We start from the raw sequence: 13,487 nt of genomic DNA, 5'->3' as shown, positions 1-13,487 counted from the left end.
GATCGCGTTTGAGCCAGTCGTCGAGGACATCAAATATGCCTCTTTCGGTCTGGGCGCGTCCGACTGCGATTGTCATTGGGGTAAAATCCTTTTGCTTGTTAAAAGACCAAGGTTTCTAATTAAAGTTAACATAACTATATATTAGAAGTTCATAATTTTTCAACATAATTAGCAGGAGTTGATACACAATGCCGATCGGTCGATCGCGATCTCGTCAGCGAAGCGTGACGCTCGGTGGGCTAATTGAATTAAGATTTGGCTTTAAGGCTGTTTAATTTTATGACTGCAAAAACAATGACCTCGATCGATCCTGTACTGCGCTACCCGGTTTTGGGCTCCCGCCGCTTCAGCAATTACTGGTGGGCGACGGTGGTCAGCATTGGAGGGACTGGTTTCCTGCTGTCGGGCATTTCCAGCTACTTGCACGTTAACCTGCTGCCTTTTGCTGACCCGACTCAGCTTGTTTTCATCCCCCAAGGCATTGCGATGGGTTTCTACGGTGTCTGTGGCGTGCTGTTGGCGCTCTACCTGTGGCTGACTATTCTCTGGGATGTCGGTGGCGGTTACAACGAGTTCGATCGACAAACTGGTAACATTCGGATCTTTCGCTGGGGTTTTCCCGGCAAAAACCGCAAAGTTGATTTTAATTGCAAGACATCGGATGTGCAATCTGTGCGGGTAGACATTAAAGAAGGTCTCAATCCCCGCCGCAGTATTTATCTTAAGCTCAAAGACCGCCGTCAGTTTCCCCTGACTAGAGTCGGACAGCCGATTGCTTTGTCTGAAGTGGAAAATCAAGCGGCCGAATTGGCTCGATTTTTGCAAGTTCCTCTAGAAGGACTTTAGGGATTTTCGATTTGCGGTTTTAGATTTTAGATTGGTAATGTCTCGTAGGGTGCGCCGGGCCGCGCACCTTACCTAGCTGGTAAGTGAAAAAGATCGATCGGCGAGTAAGCCTATTACCAATTTTTGAATCTATCAATTCACCATACTTCGGATAGTTTTTGATTGCCAACTGTAGAATAAGAGTTTCAAGGTGATTAGGCAAGTTCGCTATCCAAGGAAAATCGCGGTTTTTAGACTACGAACTAAAAACAGTTCGGGCTATTGAATTAAAATCTTTAGTTGCCAAGTCCGTAATTGACTCAAAGTGAAAATACAAATGCAAATGCAAATCAAAATTCAGCGGTGGTTGTTCTCACTTTTAATAATTGGCGCGCTGTTTGTCGGAGGATGCGGTAGTTCCCCTGTGGCAAACTCGACTCCGACACCAAATCCGGCGTCGGGTGAAAATATTTCTTTGTCTCCGTCTCCTTCTCCTGCTGTAGTGGCGAGTTCGCAATTTAGCAATTTGCCACGATTGGAAGGAAAAGCAACGGTGGTGATGACGGTTAAAGGTGCTCCAATTACGATCGAACTCGACGGCACAAATGCGCCAATTACTGCGGGCAATTTTGTCGATTTGGTTCAGAAAGGAGTCTACGATGGGCTGGTATTTCACCGAGTCGTGCGGGAACCTCAGCCTTTTGTAGTTCAGGGCGGCGACCCCCAGGGTAAAGACCCTAAATTCCCTACAGCGCGACTGGGAACTGGGGGTTTTATTGACCCAAAAACTTCTACCGAACGCAGGATTCCTCTGGAAATTAAAGTAAAAGGTGCTGCCAATCCGACTTACAGCCAAACGCTAGAAGAAGCTGGGGTTAAGGAGAAACCCGTGTTGATGCACACTCGCGGGGCTGTTGCTATGGCTCGATCGCAGAGTCCTGATTCGGCTTCTTCTCAGTTTTACTTTACTTTGACGGATGTACCGTTTTTGGACGGTAGCTATGCGGTTTTTGGGTACGTCAAGCAAGGCATGGATGTGATTGATAAGATTGAAGCGGGCGATCGCATTGATAAGGCTACCGTTACTCAGGGTTTGGAAAATTTTAAGGCTGTTAATTAGTAGTCAGTTGGCAGTTGGCAGTTGGCAGTTGGCAGTTGGCAGTAGTCATTTGAGAAACAACTGCCTTCTACTTTCTACTTTGTGCCAAAAGCAAGCCTTTTACTTATGGATGTTGTTGTTACCGGAATTGGTCTTGTTTCGGCTTTAGGTACTCTGGATGATGGCTGGAAAAGATTGTTGTCCGGGAAGTCGGGAATTCGACACCATCAACCTTTTTTAGAAATGGAACCGCTACCTTTGGCTTTGGTTGGCACAAAACCTGCTGATTTAATAACTTTAATTCGGCAGGTTTTAGCAGATGCTTTGCAAGATGCTAATTTGACTTTGCCTTTGCCAGATTGCGGGATTGCGATCGGTTCTAGCCGTGGCTTCCAGGCAAATTTGGAACTGTTGGCAAGCGAAGGAAGAGGGAAGAAGGAAGAAGGAAGAAGGAAGAAGGAAAAAGGAAGAGAATTCTCAATTACCGATTCGCAATGCCCAATTCCCAATTCCCAATTACCGATTCCCCATGCCCCATGCCCAATTCCCAATTCTCAATTTGTGAATTTTTTGCCTCACATGGGGGCGATCGCAGCGGCGAGGGCAATTGGCTCAACGGGGCCGGTATTGGCGCCGATGGCTGCTTGTGCCACGGGTATTTGGTCGATCGCCCGTGCTGTTGATTTAATCCGCACTGGTGAGTGTCAGCGGGCGATCGCAGGTGCTGTGGAAGCGCCTATCACACCACTGACTCTGGCTGGATTTAGCCGGATGGGTGCTTTGGCAAACAATGGGTGCTATCCCTTTGATGAAAATCGGGAAGGCTTCGTGCTCGGTGAAGGCGGGGCTTTATTTGTATTAGAATCTGCCGATTTGGCAAGGCGTCGTGGCGCTAAAATTTACGGTCTAGTTTCCGGTTTTGGCTTGACAAATGATGCTTGTCATGCTAATGCACCAGAGCTGGGGGGGGAAAGTGCGATCGCGGCAGTAAATCAATGTTTGAAACGCAGCAATTTAGCGGCGATTGATATAGATTTTATTCATGCTCACGGTACTGCAACTGAGTTAAATGACCGACATGAAGCACTGTTAATTGAGAAGTTATTTCACCCAGGAGTTGCTGTTAGTTCGACTAAGGGGGCGACAGGTCATACTTTGGGAGCTTCGGGAGCTTTGGGCGTGGCTTTTTGTTTGATGAGTATTAAATATCAGATGTTGCCACCGGGCGCGGGAATAAAAAAACCGGGGTTTGAATTAGATTTTGTTCGCTGTGCGCGATCGGCTATTGTCAGAAATGCGGTTTGTTTAAGTTTTGGCTTTGGCGGGCAGAATGCTGCGATCGTTTTATCGGGTGATCGTTAATTTTTGTAAACTCGGTCGATCGGCATTTAAATTACACGATCTCTCTATAGTTAAAATCTTCTGAGGTGGCCGGAGAACTTTCCCACGTCCAATTTAAATCTCAAAAATAGTACAATATTTATGTATTTTAGTCAACTAACTGAGAACTTTGGTGAGATTGCTGGTGCTGCTGTCCTAGTCTGGCTCTGCATCCCGACGCTGATCCTTGCGTCACAGCCTGGGAGGCTAGAAAAGAGAGCCAGATTAAAGCAGTATTGTATTTTATTAACGCACCGAGGGCGATCGGCGAAAATAGAAGAAAGAAACTGTTTAAATTAAGTCTCAGGTATTTTCACATGGATCTGGCATCTCATCGATTTATGTCTTATTTTGAACCAGAGCAAGCTGCTCACCTTTGCCAAATAGCTGTTTTGGAGAGTTTTGCTGAGGAAACGCTGGTTTTTGAAGAAGGAGAAATAGCCGATTTTTTCTATCTAGTTTTAGAAGGTAAAGTCGAGTTTAGCAAGCGGATTGAAAATCATAAATATCAAACGGTTGCTGTCGCTAAGCCAGACGATTATTTTGGCGAACTCGGAGTTTTAGACGGAGAGCCTCGCAGTGCTAGAGCTGTGGCAGTTGCAGGCTCGACTTTGGCGAAAATAGGCCGTGAAGAACTAATCACAACTCTCCAGTTTGCTAAAGGCAGTTCGGTACTGCAAATGTTTAGTTTCATTACTAAAAATTTACGGGAGACCACGGATCAATATGTGAGCCAGTTGGTACACAAACAAAAAATGGTATTGGTAGGAGAAATGGTGAGTACAATTATTCACGATTTCAAAAGTCCTTTTACCGGAATTAAACTCTCCAGTGAAATGCTCAAAGAAATGCACCCAGATGAGGAAACTCAGGAGTGGTGTGAACTTATTCAATTGCAGGTTCATCGAATGTTGGGGATGGCTGAAGAAGTATTAGAATTTTCGCGAGGTAATTCTGTATTCAATAAAAAACCAGTTAATTTAATTCAGACGTTGCAGCAGTTTGAAAAGTTGAACAGAGTTTATTGTGAAGCAGCAAAAGTAGATTTAGCAGTACGGGTGACAGAAGTAATAGTGGAAGCGGATGAAAATAAGATTTTGCGCGTTTTACAAAATTTAGTTGGGAATGCTGTTGAGGCTTTTGGCGGCAGAGGGGGTCGGGTGGAGATTGCGGTGACACAAAGTGAGGAGTGGGCAGAAATTAGCATTTACGATAACGGCCCAGGCATTCCGCCGACAATTAAGGAAAAGTTATTTGAACCGTTTGTGACTTATGGCAAGCGGACTGGTACTGGGTTGGGAACGGCGATTGTTAAGTCGATTGTGGAGGCTCACAAAGGGAAAATTACTTATGAGTCAGAGGACGGAAAAGGCACAACTTTTTACATCCGCTTGCCGAAACTCATGGCTTTAGGAGAGCAAAATTAAGTAGTTTGGAAGATATATACTTAGGACTTTTTCACTAAGCATCAGAGACTTAGTTGATGAGTAAATATCTTGTTGTAAAACAATATTTTCCTAATAAACCGGCTTTAAGAGCGTAAGTCCTAATACTGTGTAGCGACTTGGAGAATCAAGTATAATTGAATTAACGAACTGCTAAAAATTTGATGCCAGTTAATATTCAAACCTTACCCACAGAAGTTATCAACTTAATTGCCGCCGGCGAAGTGATTGACTCGATCGCCGCAGCGGTACGAGAATTAGTTGAAAATTCTCTGGATGCTGGCGCAACTCGCATCATTGTTTCTGTCTGGCCCGAACAGTGGCGGGTGCAAGTTGCAGATAATGGTACAGGAATGGATCTGGAAAATTTGCAGCAGGCGGCTTCCCCTCACAGTACGAGCAAAATTACCACTGAAGCTGACCTTTACAAAATTGATACTTTGGGATTTCGGGGGGAAGCTTTGCACAGTTTAGCTCAGTTGGGCTGTTTGGAGGTTTTGAGCCGATCGAATAATTTGGGATTGGGGGATTTTTCGGAAAATCGAGAGTCGGCGCAAACCCCCGCCAAATCATCCTTTAACAAGGGGGGAGTTGAAAATGCTCGATCGGGCTGGCGGGTGGTTTACAATAACGCGGGCGTTGCTGTAGAGGTGGAAACAGCCGCGATCGCTCCGGGTACGGTGGTGACTGTTGATAATTTGTTTGGCAATTGGCCTGTGCGCCGCAGTTTTTTGTCGCCGGCACAGCAAATGCGATCGATCCAATTAACCCTTCAGCAAATTGCTATTTGTCACCCGCACGTTAATTGGCAGTTGCGTCAAGCAAATACCCCTTGTTTGCACGTAACTCCTGGTAGCACAGCAGAACAACTTTTACCTCAGTTCGTGCGCGGTGTGCGATCGAGCGATTTGCAGTATTTAAAGTTAGATTTGCCTGCGAGTCCTCAAAATCAGAAAGCTGCAAGTTTATTGCTAGAAACTCAACTTGTGGGCGCTACAGTTAAGCCTAATTACCAATTACCAGTTGCTACTACCCAATTCCCAATTTCCAATTCCCAGTTTTTAGAATTAGTAATTGGTTTGCCCGATCGCTGTCACCGCAGACGGCCGGATTGGGTGAAAGTTGGGGTAAATCGGCGAGTTGTGCGATCGCCCGAATTAGAGCAAACTATTCTCAGCGCCTTTGCCCGCACTTGTCCGCGAGATCGCTATCCCGTGTGTTTTGTCCACCTGCAAATCTCCCCTTCGGAAATCGACTGGAACCGCCACCCCGCTAAGGTGGAAATTTATCTACATGATCCGAGTTTTTGGCAAGCGCAAGTTAGCGCGGCAATTACTCGTGCTTTGCATTTGAACGATGAAGTTTTGCCGCCTGCCCCAATTCCCGATCGAGTGGGAAAATTGCTGAAGGCATCGGAACAAAAAAGTGCTTACAGTGTCGGGATTTCGGCTAGGCAGAATGATGAAGGCGGCGAACAGGAAAAAGCTAATAAAATAGGATTGATGGAATTGAGGGCGATCGCTCAAGTTCACAATACATACATTGTTGCGGAACATTCCAGTGGAATGTGGTTGGTGGAACAACACATCGCTCACGAGCGCGTTTTATACGAGCAATTGTGTGCAGCGTGGCAGCTAAAATGTCTAGAAAAACCAGTAATTCTCAGTCAATTATCGGCAGTGCAAATTGAAAATTTATCCCTATTGGGTTTGGAAGTAGAAAGTTTTGGAGAACAGCTATGGGCTGCCCGCGAAGTTCCTGAATTGTTAGCCGATCGAGATGACTGTGCGGATGCGCTTTTTGAACTCAGTAAAGTCGCAGATTTACAAGCAGCTCAAGTTGCGACTGCTTGCCGTAGCGCTATGCGAAACGGTACTCCTTTGAGTCTTTCCCAAATGCAAAATTTGTTGGATGAATGGCAGCAAACTCGTAATCCGCGCACTTGTCCTCACGGCCGCCCTATCTATTTTGCTTTGGAAGAATCGACTCTGGCTCGGATTTTTCGCCGCAGTTGGGTGATTGGTAAAAGTCACGGGATTTGAAGGTTAAAAGTTAAGCTGTAAGGTGCACGTTACATACAAGACTGTTTTTTTTGAACCGCAGAGGGCGCAGAGAACGCAGAGAGGAAGAGAAGAGAGATGTTTTTAATATTTTTTTGGGCAACAGGATATTCGTATAAAATGTCAATTAAAATCAAATAAATCATAAATATGGATTTTCCGATCGCCCGACAACTATTTGATCAAGAAATAAATCAGCCGGATGGCTCGATCGACCTGGCGAAAGCTGCTCTTTACATGGCTTTGGAAGAATACCCCAATTTAGAGCCCGAGGAGTATCTCAACGCTCTCGACACGATCGCAGATGAAGTGCGCGATCGCCTGCCGGCACAGAATTATCCGCTGCGGATTATTCAAACTATTAACGCCTATTTATATGGGGAGTTGCAGTTTTCGGGCAATGATGCTGATTATTACGACCCCCGCAATAGCTTTTTGAATGAAGTTATCGATCGGCGTACTGGTATTCCGATCTCTTTATCTTTGGTTTATTTGGAGGTTGCTAAGCGCATTGATTTTCCAATGGTGGGAATTGGGATGCCAGGACATTTTTTAATTAGACCAGATTTTGAAGATGCTGGCATTTTTGTTGATGCGTTTAACGGCGGCGAAATCTTGTTTCCTGAAGATTGTCAAGCGAGACTTTCTCAAATTTATGGTCAACCTATGGAGTTGCAGCCGGCTTTTCTCGCCCCGGTAAGTCGCCGACATTTGTTGGGGCGAATGCTGGGAAATCTGAAGGCGATTTACTTGCAACAGCAAGATGCTGTGAGGGTACTCTTGGCGATCGAACGGATTTTGCTGCTGTTTCCCGATGCGCTGGGGGAACGGCGCGATCGCGGAATTCTCTATTATCAACTGGGACGCTTGGTGGAAGCACGCCACGATTTGGAACTATACCTGAGAAATGCTCCGAATGCTCCTGATGCTGCTAGAATTCGCCAATTGGTCGATCGGCTCGATCGGGATCTTTGAACTTAAATTCCCTATATGTCGCACAGCACACTATAAGACATAAAAGTGGTGCTCAATAAACTGCTGCCTGACGACCAAATTTCGCTTTTATCATTTTTGCAAAGGTATCTAAAATTGTCAAAAATATAAGTATAACATATTAATTGTCAATTAACACATATCTTTTGATAGGTTGAATTTGCTTGACTTGACTGTAAAATCAGAGGTCATTTACGGAAATCCAGATTTGACTTTCCCGACTGATATCCGCACTGATATCCGCACAGATGTCCGCACAGACGAGCGATCTAAAAAGTATTTTGATGTAAAGAGGCACAAACTCATGAACTTTCAGTTTCAACAACGGTATCTCAACGCAATGCAACCCCTGTCAGCCCATTTAACCAAAAGGATGTCAAAGTCTTTATCCTTAGGTTTGGCGTTTTTGCTGGGAACAAGTGCAGTATTCCTAAGCAGCGGCAAAGCCTTTGCATTAGATAATGTTACCGTAAAATACGGTGCTGTTGACGTAACATTACCGATGAGCGACTTGCAAAGCTTTGCACAAACAGGCCAAGCATCATCTCAACTGCAAAGCGTTCTGAGTCTTGCGAAACAAACTCCTGAGTCGATGCGCGAAATATTAACGCGAGAAGTGCCTTTAGATTCCCAATTAGTAGCGCGCCTAGCAAGCACTTATTTTGGGGAAATTGTTTTCAAACAATTGGGGGAGGTTGCTTATGCGCCGGCAACTCGGCTGCAAAGCGCGCCCGCACTGCGCGATGCTTTAGTCGCAGCTTCCAAAGATGGCAAAATATCGCTGATTGAAGTGATGCAAAATTACAGCCCTACTGCCTTAGAAGTTGACGGCAATCAAGCGATGGTTATTTACGAGCGAGTGATTAAAGATGTGCAAGATTTGCAAGCTTTGTATCAGAAGTCCCCGGCTTTGCAAAATACGGCTAACCAAGCCGTGAATTCGGCGAGAGAAATGATTTGTCAGCCCAATCCATCGGGAAGTGCGAAATAAATAACTGAAGTTGGAGGGAAGGGGTAATTGGGAATTGGGAATTGGGAATTGGTGCTTTTTTCCTATTAGCCCTAGCTTTCAGCTATTAGCAATTACTCATGACCCATTACCAATTCTTCGGCTACGCGAGGGTAAAAGTTCCCAATTACCCATTATCCATTACCCCTTACCCATTCTTTGAGATAGTTGCTCTGCTACCCGCTTGAGTCTGCGGAGTTGGTCTTTCATATCTTTTTCTGTCCAAGGGGCTGCAAAGCGATTGAAACCAAATCTAATTAAACGATTGGGAATTTGAAATTCAAAGCGGTTAATCAAGAGAGTTCCTTGGATTTGCGGCTGGCATTCCCAACGATCGCATCCTTTGAAAAATCCGTCAAACCCCCAAACAATTAAACCGGGTTGTCGCTCCAACACAACACTCTCTAAAGAGGGTTGCAAAACGGGAATTTTTATGATAAATAAGCTGCGACTTCCTACGGCAGTATCCCATTCGCCCTGGGGATCGCAGCGTAGCAGGGGATTGAGCCACTTGTGCATTAAAGTGCGATCGACTATACATTGCTCCACCAGAGTAGCAGCAGCGCGAATTTCAATGGATTGCTCGAAAACTTGACGAATTGACATGAGAACCTGCAACAAGGAGGGTATTACAAAACTTTGCTTACTTGATAGTCCTTTATTTACTTGTAACGTCAATTTTCCCAGAAATTAAAAGATTGACACACTCATAAATACAGTGTATCATCTTGAATTAAAGTATATATACCGATTATGGAGTTAGTCGAAAGGCACATCATTAAACCAAATCATAGGTTTTATCGAGAAGCCGATAGACTCTCTTTGTTGTGCAAAAATCTTTACAATAGCGCTAACTACATCTACCGTAAAAAATTTTTTGCTAGCCAACAAACAAATGCTCTGGCTGTTGATCACGCCCTCAAAACAAGTCCTGATTACAAAGCACTGCCCGCAAAATTAGCACAAAGCACGATCGGATTAGTGATCAAAGCATGGACTAGCTACTATCTAGGGGTGCGAAACTATCAGGAAGACACCACTAAATTTAAAACCGCAGCGCAAAGCCCTCATTATCAAGGTTCAAGAGATCGAAAAAGAGAGAACGGGCGCTATGTAGTTGTATTTAATTGTCAAGCTGTCAGCAAAAGAGCTTTAAAAAAAGGATATGTTCGCCCCTCTGGAACTAATATTTGGTTGCCATCAAAAGTCACCTCGATTCTGGAAATCCGGATTGTTCCCAAAGTAGGTTGTTATGTGGTCGAGGTGCTCTATGAGAAGTTAGAAAAGCCTTTACAAGTTAATCAGACAGTAGCTGCCATAGCTTTAGGATTAAACAATCTGGCAACATTAACCTACAATGTTCGTGGGTTAGTAGCGACAATCTACGACGGACGGGCTGTTAAGTCAACCAATCAATACTGCAATCAAGTTTCATCGGCATTGAAATTATTGCTGCCCGTAGCGCAGCAAAAAAACAGTAAAAAACTCGCCCAATTGTGGCACAAGCGTAACTGTAAAGTGGATTACTACCTCCACACGACGAGTTACGCAATTATTAAAGAACTCCTTAATCATCACATTGGCTTGCTGGCTATAGGCTGGAACGATGATTTTAAAGATGGGATTAATACGGGTTTGGTTAATAATCAAAATTTTCCCTGTATCCCCCATCGCCGGTTTGTGCAAATGTTGCAGTACAAAGGACAACTTGCTGGAATTCAAGTTCTGTTAGTTGAGGAGAGTTACACCTCCCAATGTTCAGCTTTGGATTGGGAACCAATTCAACAACATTCCGACTACATTGGCAGTAGGGTAAAAAGAGAATTGTTCAGAACCAAAACTGGACGCTTCATCAATGCCGATATAAACGGTTCTTGGAATATTGGCCCAAAAGCAGTCGGAGATTGGTTTATCCCAAATTCGATAGAGGGTTTTGTAGTTAACCCAGTACATTAAAAGTGTACAAACATTAAATTTAGGCGATGTCTAGATTTTTTGGAACTATTATTAAAGTTTCGTCTTGTCCTTGTCAAATGTGACGTTAACCTGAGAAAAAAATGAATGAAACTTGGCAAGAAATAACTCAACCGATATCGGTCCCCATAGTGGCTTTGTCCGATCGCATTTTGGCCCAGGCCCAGCCCGGGAATCCGCTGACAGATGCAGAACGCGGAATTAACAATTTCCTTCAGGGATCAAACATTGAAAATCTCCTCTGGGCCGTCGGTATCCTGCTTATTGGCTTGATAGTATCAGCCCTCGTCTCATCTGTAGTGGGGGGATTGCTCAAGAAGACTACGCTGGACAATCGGCTGGCTGCTTGGATTACCGGGCGCCCGGAAGGAGCTGGATCCCCGCACGTGGAAAAATGGATTTCCGCAGCGGTGTTCTGGATCATTTTTGTATTTTTCCTAATTGCCTTTTTCAACCGGCTGAATCTAACGGCTGTCTCGCAACCCCTCAATACTTTTCTCAATCAAATTACCGGTTTCTTGCCGAAGTTAGCCGGTGCACTAATTTGGTTGGGGATTGCTTGGGTGTTGGCAACTGTAGCCAAAATGGCCGTATCGCGGGCGATGCGGGCTTTTAGCGTGGACGAGCGCTTGAATCAAGAGGTGGGAACTGCGCCGACTGAGCGCCCTTTGCTGCTGAGCGATACTGTGGCGAATGCGCTGTACTGGTTCATTTTTCTGCTGTTTTTGCCGCTGATTCTCGACTCGCTGGAAATGCAGCAGGCTCTGCTGCCGGTTAATAATTTACTCAACCAAATTCTGGCAGCAATTCCGAAAATTCTGGAAGCTTTGGTGATTGGGTTTGTGGGCTGGCTGCTGGCTATGGTGGTGCGGCGGATTGTTACGAATCTGTTGGCGGCTGCTGGGGCGGACGGTTTGGGCGCTCGGTTTGGAATCTCGCGGACTTCGGGCGGACAATCGCTGTCGTGGATTGTCGGTACGATCGTCTATGTTTTGATTTTGATTCCAACGGCGATCGCAGCTCTGAACGCTTTGGATATTCAGGCGATTTCGCAGCCGGCAATCGCGATGCTCAACACGATTCTGGGCGCGCTTCCCAACATTTTTACAGCAGCGCTAATTCTGGGGGTTGCTTACTTTTTGGGGCGCTGGATCAGCGATTTGGTGACTAATATCCTGACGGGAATTGGCTTTAACAATGTCTTTTCTTGGTTGGGAGTGCAGCAGCCGAAACAGCGACTGCGACTACCGCCAAGTTCGATCGATCCGGAGGCAACGATTCTTCAGGAACCGGAACTTCCGGCCCGCACGCCTTCTGAGTTTGTCGGCATCGTGGTGCAGGTGGGCATCATGCTGTTTGCTGTGGTGGCGGCTACCGATGTGCTGGGGATTCCAGCACTGACGGCAATTGTTAGCGGTATTGTCCTGGTTGCAGGTCGGGTGCTGGCCGGTTTGGTGGTATTTGCGATCGGCTTGTATTTGGCGAATCTGGCGTTTAGTTTGATTGCCAGTTCTGGAACTCGCCAAGCGCGGCTTTTGGGCCAAGCGGCTCGGATTGCGATTATTGCCTTTGTTTCGGCCTTGGCGCTGCAACAAATGGGCATTGGCAGCGATATTGTGAATTTGGCTTTCGGGCTGCTGCTTGGGGCGATCGCAGTTGGTATTGCTCTAGCTTTTGGTTTGGGCGGGCGCGAGATTGCTGCCGACCAAATTCGCGAATTGTTAGCGTCGTTTAAACAAGATAAGACGCCGCGTTTGTAATTCTATAAAAAGGCGTTTGTCAAGTACAAACGCCTTTTTTTTATGATTAACTTTATTGTGAGGGTCGCGAAGCAATCGCAAAGCCTTTGAAGTTGAGGATACAGCTATAGACTATAGACTTTTCGGAAGCAGAGATTGATGTTTGTTTCTGGGCCGATGCCCCTAATTGAGAATGGTAAGAGCTGCGTCGCCGACCCTAAAACAACAAAACCTTCTCATAGAGAAGGTTTTATCACAATCGGAGCGGCGGGATTTGAACCCACGACCCCTACTACCCCAAAGTAGTGCGCTACCAAGCTGCGCTACGCCCCGACAGCTTTAACAGCTTAGCATAGAATTCCCTAAAAAGTCAAAAAACTTTTAAAATTTTTGCAGCCTGCACCAAACTCGGAGCCACAGCCGTCGGCCAAAAACCCTCGCACCTCCTGCCAGCATTCAAGATCAACTGCACGCTGTAAGCTTCGGGATAGCCTTCCACCTGCACCCACAGCAAGTCGCTTTCGGCTTCAATAGCTATTTTTTCCTCGTCCATTAACTCAGAGGCCATGTGACTCATTGTGCCGGCTAATTGCCCCAACAATCGGCAAAAATCGTTTAACTCAGCCTCCGTGAGTTCGATCGCCCAACCGTCGCCAGCCACCAAACCCTTAAACTCCTGGGCCTCCGGGTTCCATCCCAAACGCCACCCAACACCCGTTTTAATTACACGTTCCACCATTAAGGGATTTTAGATTTTAGATTTTAGATTTTGGATTTTAGATTAGTAGGACTTACTCATAAATACGAAAGAAAACGGGTTTTTTACCTGTGTTAAAGGCTCAACAGCAATATTCCCGTAAAAAACCCGGTTTCTGCATTCCTGAGTATTAACCCTCTTTTGTCACTCTAGGCAGAAGAAAAGTGCAAATAAGGGATATTGAGGTTTTGAAAAATTGAACGAGT

At 45.5% G+C, this 13,487-nt stretch carries 11 protein-coding genes and 1 tRNA gene; 9 read left to right on the top strand and 3 right to left on the bottom strand.

Annotated elements, in window-relative coordinates; translation table 11 throughout:
- The first annotated feature begins 279 nt into the window (after positions 1–279).
- The 7 genes from QUA24_RS25740 to QUA24_RS25710 all read left to right on the top strand — a co-directional run bounded on the left by QUA24_RS25740 (position 280) and on the right by QUA24_RS25710 (position 8,793).
- Complete coding sequence (locus QUA24_RS25740) at positions 280–846, top strand: photosystem I assembly protein Ycf4 (protein WP_333216027.1); 567 nt, start codon at positions 280–282, stop codon at positions 844–846.
- 316 nt (positions 847–1,162) lie between these two features.
- Positions 1,163–1,945, top strand: coding sequence for a peptidylprolyl isomerase (locus tag QUA24_RS25735; RefSeq protein WP_445242650.1), 783 nt, complete (start codon positions 1,163–1,165; stop codon positions 1,943–1,945).
- 105 nt (positions 1,946–2,050) lie between these two features.
- A complete protein-coding gene (locus tag QUA24_RS25730) occupies positions 2,051–3,286 on the top strand; it encodes a beta-ketoacyl synthase N-terminal-like domain-containing protein (RefSeq protein WP_333233141.1) in 1,236 nt (411 codons plus the stop codon).
- Between the two features lie 335 nt (positions 3,287–3,621).
- Positions 3,622–4,731, top strand: coding sequence for an ATP-binding protein (locus QUA24_RS25725; RefSeq protein WP_333233139.1), 1,110 nt, complete (start codon positions 3,622–3,624; stop codon positions 4,729–4,731).
- Between the two features lie 182 nt (positions 4,732–4,913).
- Positions 4,914–6,791: a DNA mismatch repair endonuclease MutL gene (gene mutL, locus QUA24_RS25720; RefSeq protein WP_333233138.1), complete on the top strand. Its 1,878-nt coding sequence runs from the start codon at positions 4,914–4,916 to the stop codon at positions 6,789–6,791.
- Between the two features lie 168 nt (positions 6,792–6,959).
- Entirely contained in the window at positions 6,960–7,784 is an 825-nt protein-coding gene (locus QUA24_RS25715) for a transglutaminase family protein (protein WP_333233135.1), read from the top strand.
- Positions 7,785–7,971: 187 nt separating this feature from the next.
- Positions 7,972–8,793 (top strand): alpha/beta hydrolase, encoded by an 822-nt coding sequence (locus tag QUA24_RS25710; protein WP_333233133.1) that lies wholly within the window; start codon positions 7,972–7,974, stop codon positions 8,791–8,793.
- A 159-nt stretch (positions 8,794–8,952) separates the two neighbouring features.
- Here the strand turns inward: QUA24_RS25710 and QUA24_RS25705 are convergent, their stop codons facing one another.
- Positions 8,953–9,417: an SRPBCC family protein gene (locus QUA24_RS25705; RefSeq protein ID WP_333057572.1), complete on the bottom strand. Its 465-nt coding sequence runs from the start codon at positions 9,415–9,417 to the stop codon at positions 8,953–8,955.
- 147 nt (positions 9,418–9,564) lie between these two features.
- Here QUA24_RS25705 and QUA24_RS25700 point away from each other — a divergent pair, with 147 nt between their 5' ends.
- Both QUA24_RS25700 and QUA24_RS25695 read left to right on the top strand, forming a co-directional pair.
- Positions 9,565–10,767, top strand: coding sequence for a transposase (locus QUA24_RS25700; RefSeq protein ID WP_333233131.1), 1,203 nt, complete (start codon positions 9,565–9,567; stop codon positions 10,765–10,767).
- A gap of 101 nt (positions 10,768–10,868) precedes the next feature.
- Positions 10,869–12,545: a mechanosensitive ion channel gene (locus tag QUA24_RS25695; protein WP_333233129.1), complete on the top strand. Its 1,677-nt coding sequence runs from the start codon at positions 10,869–10,871 to the stop codon at positions 12,543–12,545.
- A 238-nt stretch (positions 12,546–12,783) separates the two neighbouring features.
- Here the strand turns inward: QUA24_RS25695 and QUA24_RS25690 are convergent.
- A tRNA-Pro gene (locus QUA24_RS25690) sits at positions 12,784–12,857 on the bottom strand.
- Between the two features lie 37 nt (positions 12,858–12,894).
- Entirely contained in the window at positions 12,895–13,263 is a 369-nt protein-coding gene (locus tag QUA24_RS25685) for a DUF1818 family protein (protein WP_333233128.1), read from the bottom strand.
- Positions 13,264–13,487 lie beyond the last annotated feature (224 nt).

The sequence above is a fragment of the Microcoleus sp. Pol12B5 genome (assembly GCF_036701335.1).
GTDB lineage: Bacteria > Cyanobacteriota > Cyanobacteriia > Cyanobacteriales > Microcoleaceae > Microcoleus.
This window is presented reverse-complemented; position numbering and strand designations above follow the sequence as displayed.